Here is an 18,312-nt window from a genome sequence, read left to right as displayed (position 1 = left end):
TTCCTGGCCATGGGAGGTGGCCTGTCGTTGGCAGGCCTCCTGTCCGCCTGTGGTTCCCCCGTGGTCACCAGCCTGACCGGCGGGCAGCCGGCTACCGCGGATGTCATCTTCTGGCATCTGTTCGGCGGCGGTGACGGCGAGAACATGGCCACGATGGTCGACACCGTCCAGAAGACGACGGGTCATTCGGTCGAGTCCACCCTGCTGTCGTGGGGAAACCCCTATTACACGAAGCTGTCCCTGGCGGCTTCCAGCAACCGGCCGCCGGACGTGGCGCTGACCCACCTGTCCCGCCTGCCCACACTGGCGCAGGCCGGGCTGCTCACCCCCTGGAGCGACACCGGGCTGGGCCAACTGGGTGTCACCCAGGACAAGTTCACCCCGGCCGCCTGGGAGAAGGCGACGATCGACGGTGAGACCTGGGCGCTGCCCCTGGACACCCACCCGTTCGTCCTCTACTACAACGAGGCCCTGGCGAAGCAGGCCGGCCTGCTCAACGACGCCGGCGACAACCTGGTCGACATCTCCGGCCAGGAGCGCTTCGTCGAGGCGCTGACCGAGCTGAAGAAGGCGTCGGGCAAGTACGGCGTCACGATGCCGACCATCACCGACCCGTCCACGGTCTGGCGCTGGTTCTACACCGTCTACAGCGGTCTGGCCGGGCCGATCGTCTCGGACTCGGGCACCGAGGTGACGGTGGACGACGACGCCATGAACGAGGCGTTCGCGTTCATCCAGAGCCTGACCCAGGAACTCGGGCTGATGGGCGGCAGCGTCACTCCCGACCTCGCGAAGCAGCAGTTCAGCAACGGCGACGCGGGTTTCCTGCTGGACGGGGTCTGGAACATCGCGCTCTACCGCGACGTGAAGGACCTGAAGTTCAACATGGTGCCGATCCCGGCACTGCTAGGCGACAAGCCGGTGGCCTACGCCGACTCGCACGCGCTGATCATCCCCAAGTCCAGCGCCCGCTCGGCCGAGCGCGAGGGCTACGCCGAGCAGTTCATCCAGGGCATTCTCGGGCAGAGTGCGGTCTGGGCCGGCGGCGGTCACGTGCCGGCCTGGCTGCCGGTGCAGGAGAGCGCGGAGTTCAAGGCCCTCAGCCCGCAGAAGAACTACGTGGACGCCGCTTTCAACGCGGTCTACGACCCGGCGGGCTGGTACACCGGTGCTGGTTCGGACTTCCAGAACCAGATGGGCGGCGTCATCTCCACCGTCATCACCGGGGCCACCAAACCCCCGAACGGCACCAGCCAGATCAAGCGGGCGCTGCGCCAGTTCGCCTCCACCAACGCGCCGGTCAGCTAAGGAGCAGACACGTGACAACGACGACTACTGCTCCTGGACCGGGCATCGCCAAGGTCGACACCACCCCGATCGACAACAGCGGGCGCGACACCAAGGCCGGCTGGCTGTTCTCCGCGCCCTTCCTGGTGCTCTACGCCCTGTTCCTGATCGGCCCGGTGCTCGTGGGCCTGGTGATCAGCTTTTTCAACACCGCCACGGTGAAGAACGACCTGGGCGAGTTCGTCGCCCTGGAGAACTACACCGACGTGCTGGGCAACCTCGACTTCTGGAAGTCGATGTGGCACTCCACGCTGTTCACGATCCTCACCGTGCCGTTCCTGGTGGTGCTGCCGCTGCTGGCCGCGATCTTCGCCAGCCGGATCAGCCGTAACCAGTGGTTCTACCGGATCGCGTTCTTCGCGCCCTACGTGGTGCCGTCGGCCTCGGTCTGCCTGATCTTCAGCTTCATCTACGCCCCCGAGTCCGGGCTGTTCGTGAAGGCTCTCGACCTGGTCGGCCTGCCCGCGCCGGACTTCCTGGGCAGCACCAACGGTGCTTGGCTGTCGCTGACGATCCTGACCGTGTGGTGGACCTTCGGCTTCAACTTCGTGCTCTACACGGCTGCGCTGCAGGAGATCCCGGAAGAGACGTACGAGGCCGCGGCCATCGACGGGGCCTCGCCCTGGCAGCAGATGCGCTCGATCACGGTGCCGCTGCTGCGGCCCACCATCTCTCTGGTGCTGATGCTGCAGATCCTGGCCTCGCTCAAGGTGTTCGACCAGATCTTCATCCTGCTGCAGGGTGGCCCGAACCTCAGCACCCGACCGGTGATCCAGTACATCTACGACACCGGATTCACCACCTACCGGGGCGGTTACGCAGCCGCGGCGACCATGGTCTACTTCGTGACCCTGGTCATCATCTCCGCCGTCTGGATGCTCGCCACCCGCCGACGCGGCGCGGACGCGTGAGAGAGAGGACCTGTACATCATGACGACCGCAACTCTTTCACGGAACAAAGAGACCTCGAAGGCCGACAAGCTCGGCTCGAAGAGTTTCAACCGCCTCGCCGCCACCTGCCTCACCCTGTGGGCGCTGATCTGGCTGGTGCCGTTCGCCTGGGCCGTGATCACCTCGTTCCGCCCGGGCGACGAGATCACCGCGAACCCGATGAGCATCTGGTCGGACCACTGGACACTCGACGCCTACACGAACGCGTTCAAGCTGAACTCGATCGGCTGGTGGTACCTCAACAGCTTCCTGATCTCCACGCTGTCGGTGATCTTCACCGTGGTGATCTGCTCGCTGATCGCCTTCGGCCTGGCGCATCTGCGGTTCCAGGGCAAGGGCGCGCTGATGGTCCTCATCCTGGCCGGCCTGATGGTGCCGATGGAGGCCCTGGTCCTCCCCCAGTTCATGGAGTTCCGGTCACTCGGCCTGCTCGGCACCTACTGGGCGCTGATCCTGCCCGCCACGGCTTCCCCGGTCGCGGTGTTCGTGTTCCGCTCGTTCCTCAAGGGCATCCCCGACGCCCTGATCGAGGCCGCGCGCATCGACGGCGCATCGTGGTGGCGGATCTACCGGGAGATCTGCATGCCGCTGTGCCGGCCGGCGATCTCCGCGGTGGGGATCTTCACCTTCATCACCACCTGGAACGCCTTCCTGTGGCCGCTGCTGGTCCTGACCCAGACCAAGTCGCAGACGATCCCGGTGGGTCTGAGCGGCCTGCTCGGCGCGACGGGCGTCAACCAGGCCGAGGTGCTCGCCTCCGCGGTACTCGGTCTGCTGCCGTTGCTCGCGGTGTTCCTGGTCGCCCAGCGCCAGATCGTTCAGGGTGTGGCCAGCACGGGCATCAAGTAACCCGCCAGACCTTTCCGTGATCATGCGAATCTTCCCCGGGGAAGGTTCGCATGATCACGGCCGGCTGGGGGGCCTCATCATGGAGGACGAGGTACCTGGCGCACGCCTGTCGGCGCGGCTTCGGGGGGCGAACCCGCAGGCAGATAGCCTTTGGCCGTGCCTGAGATCCTCGAGCTGCTCGTGTCGCCGATCCACCGGTACGAGGGCCGTCCCGCCGACGGGCCCAGCCCGGCGCCGCCCGGTGAACTGGTGGACAAGGTGGTGGTCCGAGCCGGGCTGGGTCTGGTCGGCGACCGGTATTTCGGCCGGGCCGCCCATCGGGACGCCGCGGTCACGCTGATCGCGGCCGAGTCGCTGCCGGCCGGGGTCGGCCTGGTGCAGTCGCGGCGCAACATCCTGGTCCGCGGGCTCGACGTGGACTCACTCGTGGGGCAGGTGCTCACGCTGGACTCCGGCTGCGGGCCGGTGTCGTTCGCGGTGCGGCGCCGGGCAAATCCCTGTGCCTGGATGGATGTCGTCATCGGGCCGGGCGCCTTCAGGGCCCTGCGCGGCAAGGGCGGAATCCGCTGCGCGCCGCTGACCGACGGGGAACTGCATATCGGCCCGGTCGAGGTGACCACCGCAGAACCGGAGACGTGACCAGGCATGTCCTCCGGGGAGGAGATGCCTGATCACGGGGGGCCGAGCCCCTGGTGCCGACCCGCGAACCGGCGCCGACGTGCGTCCATCATCGATCAAATGGTGCGCCGCGAACCCATGTTCAGCCACACGAGCAGCACGATGATCGCCCCGATGATCGAGCCGATCAGCCCGGAGGGCTGGAGGAACCCGTCGGTGGCATCCTTGCCGAAGATCAGGTAGCCGAGGAAGCCACCGACGAACGAGCCGACGATGCCGATCACGATCGTGGTGAGGATCGACATGTTCTGCCGGCCGGGCACGAGAAGTCGCGCCACAGCACCGGCAATCAGGCCGACGATGATGAGGGTGATGATCAGGCCCAGCATTTCAGATACCTCCATAGATTGTCCTGACCTCGAATAAACCACCCCTGAGGCTGGTCCGGTACACCCCTATGGAGGGTTATGGTGACTAACGTGCCGCATCCGCCGATTCTCGTCGCCATCGTCAACGACTACGACGTGGTCACCACCGGCCTGGCCACCATGCTCGACGGCTACCGCGACCGGGTGGTGGTCGCCGAACTCGATTCGAACCTGGGCGTGGACGACCACGTCGACATCGTTCTCTACGACACGTTCGCCCAGCCCGAGTCCGACGTCGACGAGCTCAGCACGCTGGTGCGCAATCCCCGGGCGAAGCGAGTCGTGGTCTACACCTGGAACTTTCACCCCGACCTGATTCAGCGGGGCCGCGAACAGGGTATGCACGGCTATCTGTCGAAGACGCTCTCGGCCTCGGACCTGGTGAAGTCCCTGGAGACTGTGCACGCCGGGGAGATGGTGATCAGCCATCAGGCTCCCCGGGCGCGCACCAATCCCGGGCTGGACTGGCCGGGCCGCCCCGAGGCGCTGACCGACCGCGAGGCCGAGGTGCTGGCGCTGATCACGCAGGGCATGAGCAACGCCCAGGTGGCCGGGCTGACCTTCCTCAGCCCGAACACGATCAAGTCGTACATTCGCAGCATCTACCGCAAGATCGGGGTCGAGAGCCGTACCCAGGCAGTGCTCTGGGGCGTCGACCACGGGTTCACCCCCGATCACCGCCGCATCGAGCACTGGCGGGGCGGGCCGTGATCACCAGGTCTCCGTGTGCACGAACTCCTCCAGCGGGGTGCGGGCCCGCCAGCCGTGACGTTCCAGGTCGGGGATCTCCCGCAGCTCGCTGACCGGGCCCAGGCAGAGCCAGGCGACCGGCCGGATCCCGTCGGGGATGTGCAGCAGCCCGGACAGGAACGGCTCGCGGTAGAACGACACCCAGCCCACGCCCAGGTCTTCCGCGGTCGCGGCCAGCCAGAGATTCTGGATGGCCAGGCACACCGAGTACAGCCCGGCGTCCGCGATCGCGTGCCGGCCCAGCACCGCCCGTCCCCCGCGCGAGGCGTCGTAGGTGACCACGACCGACAGGCTGGACTCCATCACCCCGTCGATCTTGATCCGGGAGAACCGCTCGGCCTCCTCCCCCTCCAGCGTCGCGGCGAACACGTCACGCTCGTGCCGCACGTGGTCGGAGAACTGCCGGCGCGTGTCCCGGTCGCGAATCAGCAGGAAGTCCCAGGGCTGCGTCATGCCCACGCTCGGGGCGGCGTGCGCGGCGGCCAGAACCCGGCCCAGCACGGCCTCGTCGACGGGTTCGCCGGTGAACTCGGCCCGCACGTCGCGGCGGCGGAACATCACCTCGTACAGATCTCGCACGCCCACATTGTCCGCGCCTGCCCTGGCGACCCCCTCACCGGGTCGTAGGGTCGATCCATGGCTCTCATCCACAAGGCGACGCTGACCCCGTCGAAGATCGAGCTGCTCACCCCCTGGCTGCGATCGCGGGCCTGGGCGGACGGTGTCACGGAGGTTCGTCAGGCCGGCGCCTACCGTTTCGACGACCCGGACGGCCAGGTCGGCATCGAGACCTTCCTGCTGGCCGTGCCGAACCGCGACGTGGTGCTCCAGGTGCCCCTCACCTACCGCAGCGCGCCGCTGGCCGGGAACGACGAGCACCTGATCGGCACCCTGGAGCACTCCGTGCTCGGCACCCGCTGGGTCTACGACGGCTGCGGCGACCCGGTCTGGGCGTCGGTGCTGGCCGCGGTGATCCTGACCGGTGCATCGCAGGCCCCCGAAATGGTGGACGACGGCAACGGTCAGGTGGTCGAGCGGACGCCCACGGCCACGGCGATCGGCTCCGGCACCCCTGGCACCGACGTGCCGCCCGTGGTCGGCGCGCAGCCGCACGACGAGCCCGGATACACCGTGGTCACCACGGGTGGGCCGGTCCTGGTCGTGGCCCGCGTCGTGGGCAACGAGCTGACCGGGCTCACCCAGACCCTGACCGTGCGCCGGGCGGACGCCGAACCGGTGGTCGTGGCCGGGGTCCGCGCGTAGGCCCTTTCCTCCTGACGCGACGAAAGGCCCGCTCCCGGCGAGGGAGCGGGCCTTTCTCGTCAGGACCTCTCAGCTCACGCCGCTCACCGAGAAGAAGCCCTGGAGCGGGTTGATCGTGCTGCCGGGACGGATGTCCGGGCCCACCGAGCCCTGACCCCAGTAGTAGTCACCGAGGTTGGTCACCCACTGACCCGTCGCCACCTTGTAGGTGGCCGGGCTCATCGAACGCCAGCGCGTCCCGGCCGGTTCCAGATCGGCGGCCATCGTGCCCCAGGCCTGCTGCACGGTCAGGGCGTCGCGGGTGGTCCACCACCCGAGCTTCTCCGGGAACAGGTAGCTCGCGAACCGCCGGCCGGTGCCGCCGTTCAGGCACTGGGCGTTGGTGTCGAAACCGTTGAGCAGGTGCAGCCCCTGGAAGGCCTGACCCCAGCGGCCGAAGTAGTCCTTCTTGCCATTGGTGTCGCGCAGCACCTGGCAGCTCTCCAGCTGCAGCCACTCCAGGTTGTCGTCACCCCAGCGGGCCTCGTTCGGAGTGATGTTGCCGTCGTCGTGGGCACCCTTGAAGGTGAACCCGCCCGACCAGCCGTGGCCGGTGTACCACTGCGCGTCGACCTTGTCGGCGTAGCTCGCGTCCAGCCCGCCCTGGTTCTTGTCCTTGAAGTCCTTCTCCCAGGCCAGGGGCCCGCGCCAGTCGAAGGCGACGCTGTGCCCCTTCGACTGCATCACCGACTTGTAGCCGTCGGCGCTGTCCTGCGCGCACTGCCACTCGTCCACCGTCTGCTCGATGCCGTTGCTCGCGAGGGTTCCACCGACACCACCCTGCACACCGGAGGACGAGGCGTCCCCCTGGAGGTTCACCAGGTCCACCTTCGCGGTGGTCGCCAGGCCGTTGGTGTCGGTCACGGTCACCGTCAGCGTCTCGGTGAAGGTCTTCTGCGGGTCGCGGGGGTCGTAACGGTTCTGGCCGACGTACTGGATCTGGGCCTTCGGCAGATCCAGCGGGACGGACGACGAGGACCAGCTGTAGGCGTACGGCCCGGTGCCACCCTTCACCCCGGCGCTGGCCGAGACCGTGCGACCGTCGCCGGATGCCTTGAGCTGAACCGTCGGCGCCGTGGCGGGCGAGGCGGGAACCAATTTGCCGCCGTACGAACTGGTCTCACTCACCCCGTCGACCGGTCGGCAGATGTAGTGCGGCAGCAGCTGGGCCACGGCGCCCTGGCCGTTGGCGTCGGTCGCGCCCAGGGCCGGGGCGTAGTAGCCGAGCACCGGGGTGTCCTGCTTCGTGCGGGCGCCGTAGAGCTGGGTGCAGGTCTCCTGGGCCCGGGCCGGGCTCACGATCGGTACCTCGCCGGAGCGCTTGATCTGGCGCACCGCCTGGCCGAGCTGCACCACGCTGCCGTCCCCCGCGAACGAGGCCCGGACCTTCGCCCCCGGCCCGACCACCGGAACGTCACCCAGCGTCAGCTGGTACGAGACCGTGGTGTCCAGGTTGTAGCTGCGCAGCAGGGTTCCGCGGGTGTCGCTCTGATCGAGGGTGGTGTGATCGACGACCGGCCTCGCACCGTAGCCGTCCGGTACCGGCAGCAGGTTCTTGGCCAGCTTCAGGGCCTCGTCGTCGGGCAGGGCCTTGGTCCGGGCGAGGGCGGTGAAGTCGACGGCCTCGGAGACGGTGGCCCGGCCGTCCTCGTCCTTGCCCCGTTCCACCGCCGTACCCGGCACCCGGGCGAAGCGCCTCGGGTCGGTGAACGAGAACGATCCGTCCGGTCGCAGGGCATTACCGATTCCGGCCGTGCGGGCGAGCTTCTCGGCCTGCTCGGCGGTGAGTCCCTCCTGCACCACGGTGTAGACCGGGGCGGTGGGGACGACGGCGGCGAGGGTGGACGCGTGCGCGGTGCCGTTGGTGAGGGGGACCAGGCCGGCGGCTGCCAGCGAGACGACGAGGGCTCGTCGGGTAGTTCTGGACATCGGGAAACTCCAGGGTGTGGGCTGGCCGGACGGGCAGGCCCGGCACCCGGAAGAGAGCTGTCCGCCCACACCACAGATACACAGGACGCAATCAGCATTTAACTTTGCGTTACGCTTGAGTAGGCCCACAGACTTCGTGGACGCGAGGGATAGGGTCCGTCGGTGTGAAGCTTCGTGAGGAACGCGTATCAGTGCCCGGAACCGGACACGAGATCAAAACGGTCGTCATCGCCCCCGTCGGCGACACCCCCCGCCCCGGAGTACTGCTCTACACCGACATCTTCCAGCTGACGGAGTCGACGCTGCGCACAGCGCGGCGCCTGGCCGCCTCCGGCTTCCTGGTCTGCGTGCCGGAGATCTACCCGCGCGGCGAACTGGCAGGCGTGGCCCTGGAATTCGACGACGACGGCAAGGCCCGCGGGATGGCCGGCGCCGCCGCCATGCCCACGTCCGAGTTCGACGAAGACCGCATCAGCGTGCTCGACTACCTGGCCACCCGCGACGACGTCACCGACCTCTACGTGACCGGCTTCTGCATCGGCGGCCACCTGGCCTTCCGCGGCGCCTTCGACCCCCGCGTCACCTCAACCGTCTGCTTCTACCCGACCGGGCTGCAGGACGGCAAACTTGGCGCCGACATTGCCGATTCACTCTCGCGCGCCGGGGACATCAACGGCCGCCTGCTGATCGTCTTCGGCTCCGCCGACCCCCACGTGCCGGCCGACGCCCGCCTGAAGATCTTCTCTGCACTGTACGCGGCCGGGCTGGAGCACACGGAGTTCCACGTCTACGCGGGCGGGGAGCACGCGTTCATGCGGGACATCGGGGTGCGGCATGACCCCGAGCTCTCGGACCTTGCCCTGCGGGAAGCAGTTTCGTTCTTTACTGGGCGGTCGTAGAGACAACTGGTGCAGCGATGGGGCGGCGAAGTGCTTCGCCGCCCCATCGTTATGCTCAGAGGTCGAACTCACCGGCACGGACGCCTTTGATGAAGACGTCCCAGTGGCTTCGCGCGAAGGAGAGCGACCGGCCACCATCACCGTATCCAACGAAAGCCTCTGCCCCAGCAGAACGGATTGTGATTTCTTCGCCCTCTTTCACTGCGAGGCTTCGCATTTCGGCAACAAAAGCAGCCCACGCAGGACGCGAGAAGGCAAGAACCTCATCACCTCGACTGCTATCCCGCATGCGAACATCTTCTGAAGTCACCATCACTTCGACGCAGTTTCCAGAGTTGCACTTACTTGATCGTTTCCAATGACCGGTCGCATTACGGCCAGAATCCTCGCGCATTGGCTCCGCCCTCCACCCTCACCCGACCTCATGACTATTGAGCCACGGTAGGTGCGAAATTGAGAGCGCTTCAAGCCCGACGACAGCGAGGAGGCATCACACCTCGAACTCTGAGTCACGGACGCCAGCCACGAAAGCGCGCCACTCCTGGGCATCGAAAGACAGCACTGCCCCGTCAGCCTGCTTGGAGTCGCGCACAAGAACACCATTCTCGGGGCCGAGGAATTTTACCTCAACACAGGAGCCGCTTGCACAGTAACTTGACCGCTGCCACTCGCTGCCGACAATCGATGAAGATTCCCGCTGAGGCTCGCGCATAACTGTCTCCCTGGAACAGAGTTTGGGCGGCACGCACCCAAACGGCACGCATCGGCGTTTGGGCTGAACTGTGCCAGACGCGATAGGGAAACCTACCAAATAAAAGCTTGATCTACTAAATCTCGACAGCCGCATCCCCCATTAGTACCTCAAGCGCAACGTCGGTCACTCAGGGCCGAACACTATTAAGGAGCATCGAAGTGCTCCAGCCATCTGATTGTATCTTCAGGATCGAGAGCATCACGGCTTGCTACATCACGAAAAACACCCCGGTAACGTTCCACTATCTCATTCCGCTCAAACAGCATATTTCCGCGTAACCCTTCAACAAAGACCATAGCGGCCAGCCCAGAGCCCTCCGGGTAGCTCAATATATTGAACGTGCCGTCCAATCCGGGATAAAAACCGGCTTCAAAAGGAACCACTTGCACCACAACGCTAGACAGCGACTTAGCCAGCTCGATAATGCGACGGACTTGCTGACGGACTACATTCTCACCCAATGGTCGCCGAAGTACAGCCTCATCCATAATGGCATGCAAGCTAATTTCACCCTCGAGAAGCCGCTGCTGTCTTTCTCGCCGAAGAATCACCTGATCCTTCACATACTCCCGGCTGAGCTCTCCAGGCGGTTTCAGATTCTCCAACACAACACGAGTTACCTCTTCGGTCTGCAGAAGACCGGGCCAACGCAAATTCTCAAAAAGCTCGACTTCGGAAGCCGCAAATTCAAGACCCAAATACAACTCAGCCTGTTCGTCATCCTCCAGTGCATAGTCGGCCCACCAGCCCTTCCGTCGGGCTTCCAGCACCAGATCCTGCAACTGCTCAATTTCGTCGTCATTCACCCCGTAGTAGCGGGCCAGGTCACGTACGTCCCGCGGCTGCGGTGCCCGTTCACCCGACTCCAGACGACTGATCTTGGACGCGCTAGCCATCAGCTCGCGAGCCGCGTCCTCTGTGCTCTTCCCGGCCGCCAGGCGCATGCGGCGGAGCCGGGCCGCCAGGGCACGACGGCTGGCCGTGGGGTTGGGGCGTGTACCGGACATGGCACCCCCTGCTTGTCAATTGCCAGAGTCTGCTTGCATGCTGGTCGTATACAAATAGTACGAAGCCAAAAGTCAGAGTGCCAGGGCCAATTGCCGACTTTGTCACCTGCCTTCGGTTGCACCGCCCGTTCTTCTCAGGCCTTGTGCCGATCGTCATAGATCCAGGTCAGCGCAGCTTTCGGCGGATCTCAGGTGGTTGAGACGCTGCCTCTTCCAGACCGGAGGACTTGGTTATGTCACCTTGGACAGCAGCTGAAGTCCGGGGGCGACCGGCCCCCTTTGAGCACCAGAACGCCCGACAGCGTTGTCATTTCAGGTTCTTCGACGTGTCCCCTATTAGTGCACATGACGATGACACCGAACGACCAGGGGGTGGGTGAGCATGGCGCCTGTGCCTCCCCGCCCGCGGCCGGAGATCACCTCGCCCTACGGGCCGGACGGTCCGTTCCGGAATCTGCATCGTTGCGCCCAGCGGCTCGAGTCCGGGGACTGGCGGGAGGTTCTGGTGCTGCTGGCATCGGACGGAAGCTCCAAGCACCGGCTGGCCGCGGTGGCCCGGCTCATCGCGCTCAGCATGTTGCAGCAGACGGTGGGGGACGTGGAGCGGGCCTGGACGATCCTGATCGAGGCATCATCCATTCTTCCGCCGGCCGTGACCAGCAGGGACCCCGACACCGGGCAGGTCACTGCTCTGGTGGTGCCGCTCCAGGAACGGATTGCCGCCCGGGAACAGGGGGAGAACGGTCATGAGCGGCGCCTCACCTGCGCCCTGGCCGACATCACCTGGCGGGAGCAGACCGAGCTGGGGCAGTTGCAGAACCGCTCTCATCTCTACCCGAGCGCCCGCGACGCCCTGATCCGGGCCTGCGAGGAACACCTGACGTGGATCGAGTTCGCCCCCGAGACCTGGCGTCGCCAGATCCCGCCGAGCCAGCTGCAGAGCATCGGGATCAGCCTGCCCCGGAAGTACCACGAGCCCAGCCGGAAGAACCTGTGCGAAAGGGCCAGCCGATTGAGACGGTTCGCCGACCCGCAGCAGGGTGACGTCAGCGACTCGGTCTGGGCCGACATCGGCGGCTACGCGGGTCTCAAGGCCGCAGCTCTGGAAGTACTCGGGAGCCGTCACTCGGACTCGTGGCGGCTCGGTCCCAGATATGCATCCCTACAGCACTTTCCCGTGCGTTCCGGCTGCACCTCGGCCTGGCGCTTCGCCCAGGACTGCTCCGCCCCGACGCCGCTGAACTGATGCGGCGCCGGGGCACGGCACGTCGTCCGTGGAGATTCTGGAGGTCCTCCTCTGGCTACTGACCCGAACTGGTGAGACCATCGTGCTGTCTCCCGCCACTGAACTTCAGTCGCGTTCAGCGATTCGTTCGACAGCCGCTGAAGCATCACTTCTGACAAGCTTTTCGCGTGATCCGAAGGTGAGGCAGCTGATGAAGGTGTCCGTGACGCTCTCTCCCGGAGGTCGTCACGATGTCGAGCCTGAGGTCATGTTCTCCGCCGGACAGGAAGGCCCGGCGAGCGCACTGCGGCACGAGACGCTGCTTGCTGTCGGAGTCCGGGTCCGTGTCGACCTCACGACCCCGCACCGTTGGCGATCGGTCACCGTTTCATCCTGGAATTTCTCGGCCGACCGTATAATTCGAGATCTCGTCGGCACCTCGGCAGTCGGTTACATCAACGAGGGACTACGTCCCTGCACGGCCCACTCCCCCTCCATCGAGGTCGACCAGATCGAGGTCGATCCGTCGGCAGCCGGCCCCTGGCTCCGGGTCGCCGTCGTCGACGCCCTGGATCGCTGGCTGCAGCTTCCCCTCGACCAGTCGCTGGTCGACGCCGAGCGTGGGGTCGCACGCACCCGCGCCGCACTGAATCTGCCCGAAGGCCGCGCCCGTACGGCCCTTCTCCATGAGGCGCTGCTGCTCGCCCGGCGCGCCGCCCCCGGCCTGGTCACCTATCTGACCCGGCTCGGCCACCGGCATGTGCCGTTGCCACCGGCACTGCTCGACGGACTGCGCCGCCTGATCGAGGGGTATCGCGCTCTCCTGGCCGAGGTCCGGGGCCACGACGAGAACCTCACCGCGGTGGTCGACGCCTACGGCTCCTTCCGCGTGGTCGCCCTGCCCCGGCACCGTTCCCATCCGGGCGCCCGTCTGCCCACGCACGGGGACGTCTCCCCCCGGGCCTCGGCGGCGGGCTTGATCGATCCCCGCCAGGTACCCGCCCGCACCCTGCAGCTCGACACCGACCCGGACCGTCCCGAGATCACCGTGAGGCCCCTGAGCTCAAGCAGTTTCCGGAATGCACGCACCGTGATCGTGGATGTCCCGGTGTTCCGCCGAATCGCCGTGGACCACGGGGTGGGCAGCCGCATGCTGGCCCGTCTCGTCGACCGGGACACCGGCCGGGCCCGGGGCGAGGCTCTGCTCACGCTGCATCCCGGCGACGCGCAAGACACCCGCCGCAGCACCCTGCGCGGCGTTCTGCGAATTCCTCCCGATCAGGAGGCCATCGACCTGGAAACGGTACGGGTGGACGTGTTCGACGCCCTGAACGAACGCCAGCCGGCCACGACCGACAACGAGTCAGCGCTGCACAATGCCCGCAGAGCCATTCTCGCCCTGGGGGAATGGCGGCAGCTGGTGGCCGAGGCCCGGATCCAGCCGGCCGTGGCCCACCCGGTGGGACGGGTACGGCGCATCGGGCGGCTGCTTTTTCCCGGCGGTGAGACCGCAGGACGGGTCTGCGCGCCCGCCTCGGTCGGCCTGGGTCGACAGCACCTCGAAAAGCTCTCCGGTCTGAGCGACTCCGAGCTTCTCGAACGGTTGCAGACCACCGAGTGGTTGAACGCGGATGACAACGATGCCGACAGCATCCTGGCGCCGGCCCTGGGCCCCAGCGATCTTCTGGTCGCCGAGCTCGCCGCGGTCTTCGAGCAGGCCCACTCCTGAAGTACCCTGCCGCTGGACCCTCAGGGCACCCGGACAACGCCTCAAGGACCCGTAGCGGCTCCACCGGGCACCCCCGCGGGACCGGATAATGACTTGCGGTGCAATGCGTTCGAGACTGATCGCAGCAGTCCGGCGACCCCACCGCTGGGCCCCGATCAAGGAGAGCGCGCATGTCCAGCACCCCGATGGTGATCGATCGAGCGACGGTCGTCCACGAGGCCGCACCGGCACCCCGGGACTCAGGCCGTACACCGCCTCGGCGCAGTCCGGACTTGTCCGGATTCCTCCCCGCGAAGCAGGCCCCACGGCCGGGCCGGCCCGGCCCCCGGATCACGCGTTCGGTGCTCGCACTCGTCCCGCTCAACGCGGGCACGGGCTGCTTGTCGCTGGCGGTGATCCGGGAGGAATTCGCCTGTGACAGCACGCTCTGCGCGACCGCCACACTGGACCGCCACCCCGGCGCGACACTGGCCCTGAGCGCTCTCTACCTGGTCGCCCTGCTCGTCGTCGCCGTTCTCACCCGCGGTCTCGCCGAGTTCACCCGGGCCCATCTGGCCGCCTTCGGCGCACTCACCACGGTCGGGGTCCTCGCTGCCTCCGGCACCATCGCCATCACCTTCGTGCTGGCCGCGCTGATCGTGGCCGCCGCCACCCCGGTCACGGTGTTCCTGCTCACCATCATCCGCTACCGGCCGTTCACCCCTCACCGGTGAATCAGGAAAGAGGTTCCAGCGCAACCCCGATCGAGGATCCACCCGTCTTCAGGGTGATCCCGGTCGGGGTCTGCCCGGGCTTCAGGCCGACCGGCAGCCCCAGCCGGTACTCCATCCCGGACCAGCCCGGCACCACCACGGAACTCGCGACCCCGTACTCGGTGACCAGGCCCTCGTCGTCGGTGACCGCGAGCACCGGCGTACCCCGCTTCAGCAGGGTCACCCGACGCAGGGCCTTGCGAGCCGAGACCACCATCTTCTCACTGGCTTTCAAGGCATTGGTAAGAATCCGCGGACCCGGCGCCCCGAGCATCACCCCGTAGATCGTGTAGGTCTCACCGCCCACCTCGTCCGTGGCAGCGAACAGCAGACAACCTCCGGCCGCGTCCGTGGAACCGGTCTTGATGCCGATCACACCGTTGCGCCCCAGCAGTTTGTTCGTCGTGGTGACGGTATTCATCGGGATCTTGGCCTTGGATGTGGCCACGATCTGCGCGAAGGTCTCGTCTTTCATCGCCGCCAGCGCCAGGTCGACCAGATCGATCGTGCTGCTGCGGGACTTCGCGCTCAGGCCCGAGGTGTCGGCGAAAGAGGTATCCGTGAGTCCTAGTTCGGCCGCCTTGGTGTTCATCCGGGAGACGAACTTCTTCGGTGATCCGGCGTCCCACCGCCCGAGGATGTCGGCCATGTTGTTCCCCGACCGGATCAGCAGCGCCTCCAGCGCCTCGCGCTGCGTGAACTTCAGCCCGGCCCGGACCTTGACCAGACTCTCCCCGTCCGCCTTACGTCGGGGATAGGAGTCCGCCTCGGCCTTCGTCACCGTGATCGTCGGCCCTTCCTCCCCCGGAGCGAGCGGATGATCGTCCAAAATCGTGTACGCCGTCATGACTTTCGTGACGCTGGCGATCGGCACGGAGACCGTGCCCCGGCGCCGGCTCCCCATCGTACCGATCCCGGGCACCACCAGCCGGGCCCGGCCCTTGACCGGCCAGGCCACCTTTGGCTCGCCTCCCGGAACGGCCCCCTGGGTGGGCACGAGCCACTCCTGCGCGGTGGCGGTCCGGTGCACAGCAACCATTGAGGACGCCGTGGCCGGCGCGGTCGGCCAGGTCACCGAGGCGCCCACGGCCAGAGCGAGAATGATGGACGTTCTGCGCACCGTGGCCGGCATGCGTCGACTCCCGGAGTACGAGGATGAGGGGGCCGCGCCTGCTGTGGCACCCTCGAACTGTCAGTAGATGCTACTGACACTCCCCGTGATCTCCGGGAGATCGGTGACGCGTGTTATTCGCCGACCGAGCCGTCGACGGCCTGGCGGAGGAGATCGGCGTGACCGCAGTGCCGGGCGTACTCCTCGATCATGTGCGTGACGATCCAGCGCAGACTCGGGGCCCGACCGGTCCGGTGCACCCGCGGGGCGAGCTGGCTCATGTCCCCCTGCGTCAGGGCCTTCGCGACAGCTTCACGCGAACGGTCGACCGAGGCCTGCCAGAGCGCGAGAACCTGCTCCGGGGTGTCGTCCGCGGCCGAGTGCCAGTCCCAGTCGCCATCGGCGTTCCAGTCCACGGTGTCCCAGGGCGGCGACGGCTCGGCACCCAGCAGGAAGCAGCCGAACCACCAGTCCTCCACGTAGGCCAGGTGCTTCACCATGCCGCCGAGCGTCATGTCGCTCGGCGGCACGGTGACGGAGAAACCGGCGGCGTCCAGACCGCCGGTCTTCCAGGCGAACGTGGCCCGCAGGTACTCCAGGAAACCGATGAGCGTCTCAGCCTCCGTGCCCCCGAACGGGGGCTCCGGACGTCCGTGCTCGTCGACATCGACCGCTACATCGTCAGCCATCGGTTCCCCCCTGAGGTACCCACGCGTCCATCATTACTTGTTCAGTGACTCCCCGAGCTGAGTGGCGAGCAGCTGCACGAAACGGGCCGGGTCGTCAGGCTGCGTGCCCTCGGCGAGCAGGGCCATACCGTGCACGAGCTCGACGGTCTCGGCGAGCTTCGGGTCTTCGGGACGGGCCTCGTGCGCCGCCCGCAGACCCACGACCAGTGTGTGCGTCGGATTGAGCTCGAGGATGCGCCGTTCCTGCGGAATCGGCTGGCCCATCGCCTTGTACAGGTTGACCAGGGTGGGCGTGGCGTCACCGGCGTCGCTGACCACACAGGCCGGCGAGGTGGTCAGGCGGTTGGAGAGCCGGACCTCCTTGACGTCTTCGGTCAGCACCTCGCCCATCCAGGTGAGCAGCCCGGCGAACTGCTCCTTGCGCTCCTCCCGCTCGTTCTCCTGGGTCTCGTCCAGCTCGATGTCGCCCTTGGCGATGGACTGGAACTGCTTGCCGTCGAACTCCGGTATCCCGTCGACCCAGACCTCGTCGATCGGATCGGTCAGCAGCAGCACCTCGAGTTCCTTCGCCCGGAAAGCCTCCATGTAGGGCGAGTTCTCAATCGCGGCGCGGGAGTCGCCGGTAAGGAAGAAGATCTTGTCCTGACCTTCCTTCATCCGCTCGACGTAGGCCCGCAGGCTGGTGCGCTTCGCGTCGTCGGCCAGCTCGGTGGTGGTCTCGAACGAGCTGATCTCCAGGATCGCGTCGCGGTTGGCGAAGTCCTGGAGCAGGCCCTCCTTCACCACGCGCCCGAACTCGTCCCAGAACTTCGCGTACTTCTCCGCCTCGTTCGCGGCCAGACCCTTGATCGCCTGGAGCACACGCTTGGTGAGCCGCTTGCGCATCGACTCGATCTGGCGGTCCTGCTGGAGGATCTCGCGGGACACGTTGAGCGCGAGGTCCTGCGAGTCGACGACACCCTTGACGAAGCGCAGGTACGCCGGCACCAGCTCCTCGCAGTCGTCCATCACGAACACGCGGTTCACGTAGAGCTGCACGCCGTGCTTGGCGTCGGGGCTGAACAGGTTGGCGGTCGCGCGCTCGGGCAGGAACAGCAGCGCCTGGTACTGCAGCGTGCCCTCGATGTTGAGCCGGATCGTCTCCAGCGGGTCGTTCCAGTCGTGGCTGATGCGCTTGTAGAGCTCGGCGTACTCCTCCTCCGTCACCTCGGAGGCCGGGCGCGTCCACAGTGCCTTGCGGGAGTTGACCGTCTCCAGCTCCGGGACCGCAGGCTCTTCGCCCTCTTCGGTCACGGGCACCTGCAGCGACTCCATGCGGATCGGCCAGGTAATGAAATCTGAATACCGGGTGACGATCTCACGAACCTTTCGAGGGTCCGTGTAGTCGAAGAGCCGGTCTTCGGGGTCGGCCGGCTTGAGGTGCAGCGTGATCGAGGTGCCCTGCGGGGCGTCGTCCAGAGGCTCCAGCGTGTAGGTCGCCTCGCCCTGCGACTCCCACCGGGTCGCCTCGGTCTGACCCGCACGCCGGGTGACCAGGGTGACCCGGTCAGCGACCATGAAGCTGGAGTAGAACCCGACTCCGAACCGGCCGATCAGCTCCTCCGTGTCCGCGTCCTCACGCTGCGTCTCTTTCATCTGGCGCATGAACTCGGCGGTACCGGAGTTGGCGATCTTGCCGATCAGGTCCACGACCTCGTCGCGGGACATCCCGATGCCGTTGTCGCTGAGGGTCAGCGTGCGCTCCTGCGCATCCAGGGCGATGCGAATGTGCAGGTCGGAGGTGTCGACGTCGAGCTTGTCGTCGTTGAAGCGCTCCAGCCGGAGCTTGTCCAGGGCGTCCGAGGCATTGGAGATCAGCTCACGAAGGAACAGGTCCTTGTCCGAGTAGATCGAATTGATCATCAGCTGGAGCAGCTGACGGGTCTCGACCTGGAACTCGTAGCTTTCGGCCTGTGTCGTCATGGCCACCTTT

19 protein-coding genes are annotated in these 18,312 nt (G+C 66.6%); 10 read left to right on the top strand and 9 right to left on the bottom strand.

Annotated features, from left to right (window positions below; genetic code table 11):
* The first annotated feature begins 27 nt into the window (after positions 1 to 27).
* The 4 genes from LR393_RS17295 (at position 28) to LR393_RS17280 (ending at position 3,786) form a co-directional block, all read left to right on the top strand.
* Positions 28 to 1,308, top strand: coding sequence for an extracellular solute-binding protein (locus LR393_RS17295; protein WP_231484974.1), 1,281 nt, complete (start codon positions 28 to 30; stop codon positions 1,306 to 1,308).
* Positions 1,309 to 1,319: 11 nt separating this feature from the next.
* The gene (locus LR393_RS17290; protein ID WP_231484973.1) at positions 1,320 to 2,258 is read left to right on the top strand and encodes a carbohydrate ABC transporter permease; all 939 of its coding nucleotides are present in this window, start codon (positions 1,320 to 1,322) and stop codon (positions 2,256 to 2,258) included.
* A 19-nt stretch (positions 2,259 to 2,277) separates the two neighbouring features.
* Positions 2,278 to 3,147 carry a carbohydrate ABC transporter permease gene (locus tag LR393_RS17285; protein ID WP_231484972.1) on the top strand — a complete coding sequence of 290 codons (870 nt, stop codon included), beginning with the start codon at positions 2,278 to 2,280 and terminating at the stop codon, positions 3,145 to 3,147.
* Between the two features lie 156 nt (positions 3,148 to 3,303).
* Positions 3,304 to 3,786 carry a molybdenum cofactor biosysynthesis protein gene (locus LR393_RS17280; protein ID WP_231484971.1) on the top strand — a complete coding sequence of 161 codons (483 nt, stop codon included), beginning with the start codon at positions 3,304 to 3,306 and terminating at the stop codon, positions 3,784 to 3,786.
* A gap of 95 nt (positions 3,787 to 3,881) precedes the next feature.
* On the opposite strand, the gene LR393_RS17275 is transcribed toward LR393_RS17280, so the two are convergent.
* A complete protein-coding gene (locus LR393_RS17275) occupies positions 3,882 to 4,154 on the bottom strand; it encodes a GlsB/YeaQ/YmgE family stress response membrane protein (protein WP_345718575.1) in 273 nt (90 codons plus the stop codon).
* A gap of 78 nt (positions 4,155 to 4,232) precedes the next feature.
* Between LR393_RS17275 and LR393_RS36490 the strand changes: the two genes are divergently transcribed.
* Positions 4,233 to 4,904: a response regulator transcription factor gene (locus LR393_RS36490; protein ID WP_345718548.1), complete on the top strand. Its 672-nt coding sequence runs from the start codon at positions 4,233 to 4,235 to the stop codon at positions 4,902 to 4,904.
* Here the strand turns inward: LR393_RS36490 and bluB are convergent, their stop codons facing one another.
* Positions 4,905 to 5,522, bottom strand: coding sequence for a 5,6-dimethylbenzimidazole synthase (gene bluB / locus LR393_RS17265; RefSeq protein WP_231484968.1), 618 nt, complete (start codon positions 5,520 to 5,522; stop codon positions 4,905 to 4,907).
* 57 nt (positions 5,523 to 5,579) lie between these two features.
* Between bluB and LR393_RS17260 the strand changes: the two genes are divergently transcribed.
* The gene (locus tag LR393_RS17260) at positions 5,580 to 6,206 is read left to right on the top strand and encodes a CG0192-related protein (protein WP_231484967.1); all 627 of its coding nucleotides are present in this window, start codon (positions 5,580 to 5,582) and stop codon (positions 6,204 to 6,206) included.
* Positions 6,207 to 6,275: 69 nt separating this feature from the next.
* On the opposite strand, the gene LR393_RS17255 is transcribed toward LR393_RS17260, so the two are convergent.
* Complete coding sequence (locus LR393_RS17255) at positions 6,276 to 8,174, bottom strand: DUF6345 domain-containing protein (RefSeq protein WP_231484966.1); 1,899 nt, start codon at positions 8,172 to 8,174, stop codon at positions 6,276 to 6,278.
* 191 nt (positions 8,175 to 8,365) lie between these two features.
* Between LR393_RS17255 and LR393_RS17250 the strand changes: the two genes are divergently transcribed.
* Positions 8,366 to 9,073, top strand: coding sequence for a dienelactone hydrolase family protein (locus LR393_RS17250; RefSeq protein ID WP_231484965.1), 708 nt, complete (start codon positions 8,366 to 8,368; stop codon positions 9,071 to 9,073).
* 55 nt (positions 9,074 to 9,128) lie between these two features.
* Here LR393_RS17250 and LR393_RS17245 read toward each other — a convergent pair whose 3' ends face one another.
* The 3 genes from LR393_RS17245 to LR393_RS17240 all read right to left on the bottom strand — a co-directional run bounded on the left by LR393_RS17245 (position 9,129) and on the right by LR393_RS17240 (position 10,834).
* Entirely contained in the window at positions 9,129 to 9,467 is a 339-nt protein-coding gene (locus LR393_RS17245; RefSeq protein WP_231484964.1) for a DUF397 domain-containing protein, read from the bottom strand.
* 96 nt (positions 9,468 to 9,563) lie between these two features.
* Positions 9,564 to 9,785, bottom strand: coding sequence for a DUF397 domain-containing protein (locus LR393_RS37080; protein WP_345718547.1), 222 nt, complete (start codon positions 9,783 to 9,785; stop codon positions 9,564 to 9,566).
* Positions 9,786 to 9,970: 185 nt separating this feature from the next.
* Positions 9,971 to 10,834, bottom strand: a complete 864-nt coding sequence (locus tag LR393_RS17240; protein ID WP_231484963.1) for a helix-turn-helix domain-containing protein — start codon at positions 10,832 to 10,834, stop codon at positions 9,971 to 9,973.
* Between the two features lie 391 nt (positions 10,835 to 11,225).
* Between LR393_RS17240 and LR393_RS17235 the strand changes: the two genes are divergently transcribed.
* From LR393_RS17235 to LR393_RS17225, 3 genes are all read left to right on the top strand, one after another.
* Positions 11,226 to 12,080: a hypothetical protein gene (locus tag LR393_RS17235; RefSeq protein WP_231484962.1), complete on the top strand. Its 855-nt coding sequence runs from the start codon at positions 11,226 to 11,228 to the stop codon at positions 12,078 to 12,080.
* 247 nt (positions 12,081 to 12,327) lie between these two features.
* Entirely contained in the window at positions 12,328 to 13,788 is a 1,461-nt protein-coding gene (locus LR393_RS17230; protein ID WP_231484961.1) for a hypothetical protein, read from the top strand.
* Between the two features lie 170 nt (positions 13,789 to 13,958).
* Positions 13,959 to 14,501, top strand: a complete 543-nt coding sequence (locus tag LR393_RS17225; protein ID WP_231484960.1) for a hypothetical protein — start codon at positions 13,959 to 13,961, stop codon at positions 14,499 to 14,501.
* A gap of 1 nt (position 14,502) precedes the next feature.
* Here the strand turns inward: LR393_RS17225 and LR393_RS17220 are convergent, their stop codons facing one another.
* The 3 genes from LR393_RS17220 to htpG all read right to left on the bottom strand — a co-directional run bounded on the left by LR393_RS17220 (position 14,503) and on the right by htpG (position 18,302).
* Positions 14,503 to 15,672: a D-alanyl-D-alanine carboxypeptidase family protein gene (locus LR393_RS17220; protein ID WP_231484959.1), complete on the bottom strand. Its 1,170-nt coding sequence runs from the start codon at positions 15,670 to 15,672 to the stop codon at positions 14,503 to 14,505.
* A 113-nt stretch (positions 15,673 to 15,785) separates the two neighbouring features.
* A complete protein-coding gene (locus LR393_RS17215) occupies positions 15,786 to 16,340 on the bottom strand; it encodes a DinB family protein (protein WP_231484958.1) in 555 nt (184 codons plus the stop codon).
* A 33-nt stretch (positions 16,341 to 16,373) separates the two neighbouring features.
* Entirely contained in the window at positions 16,374 to 18,302 is a 1,929-nt protein-coding gene (gene htpG / locus LR393_RS17210; RefSeq protein WP_231484957.1) for a molecular chaperone HtpG, read from the bottom strand.
* Positions 18,303 to 18,312: the final 10 nt, after the last annotated feature.

This window comes from Kineosporia mesophila (assembly GCF_021129235.1).
GTDB classification, from domain to species: domain Bacteria; phylum Actinomycetota; class Actinomycetes; order Actinomycetales; family Kineosporiaceae; genus Kineosporia; species Kineosporia mesophila.
This window is presented reverse-complemented; position numbering and strand designations above follow the sequence as displayed.

Bases quoted from the DNA above. Each gene is read 5' to 3' on its own strand.
- LR393_RS17255 (WP_231484966.1), bottom strand. From the start codon at position 8,174: ATGTCCAGAACTACCCGACGAGCCCTCGTCGTCTCGCTGGCAGCCGCC.
- LR393_RS17225 (WP_231484960.1), top strand. From the start codon at position 13,959: ATGTCCAGCACCCCGATGGTGATCGATCGAGCGACGGTCGTCCACGAG.
- LR393_RS17285 (WP_231484972.1), top strand. From the start codon at position 2,278: ATGACGACCGCAACTCTTTCACGGAACAAAGAGACCTCGAAGGCCGAC.
- LR393_RS36490 (WP_345718548.1), top strand. From the start codon at position 4,233: ATGGTGACTAACGTGCCGCATCCGCCGATTCTCGTCGCCATCGTCAAC.
- LR393_RS17260 (WP_231484967.1), top strand. From the start codon at position 5,580: ATGGCTCTCATCCACAAGGCGACGCTGACCCCGTCGAAGATCGAGCTG.
- LR393_RS17245 (WP_231484964.1), bottom strand. From the start codon at position 9,467: ATGCGCGAGGATTCTGGCCGTAATGCGACCGGTCATTGGAAACGATCA.
- LR393_RS17215 (WP_231484958.1), bottom strand. From the start codon at position 16,340: ATGGCTGACGATGTAGCGGTCGATGTCGACGAGCACGGACGTCCGGAG.
- LR393_RS17220 (WP_231484959.1), bottom strand. From the start codon at position 15,672: ATGCCGGCCACGGTGCGCAGAACGTCCATCATTCTCGCTCTGGCCGTG.
- LR393_RS17240 (WP_231484963.1), bottom strand. From the start codon at position 10,834: ATGTCCGGTACACGCCCCAACCCCACGGCCAGCCGTCGTGCCCTGGCG.
- LR393_RS17230 (WP_231484961.1), top strand. From the start codon at position 12,328: ATGTTCTCCGCCGGACAGGAAGGCCCGGCGAGCGCACTGCGGCACGAG.
- LR393_RS17275 (WP_345718575.1), bottom strand. From the start codon at position 4,154: ATGCTGGGCCTGATCATCACCCTCATCATCGTCGGCCTGATTGCCGGT.
- LR393_RS37080 (WP_345718547.1), bottom strand. From the start codon at position 9,785: ATGCGCGAGCCTCAGCGGGAATCTTCATCGATTGTCGGCAGCGAGTGG.
- htpG (WP_231484957.1), bottom strand. From the start codon at position 18,302: ATGACGACACAGGCCGAAAGCTACGAGTTCCAGGTCGAGACCCGTCAG.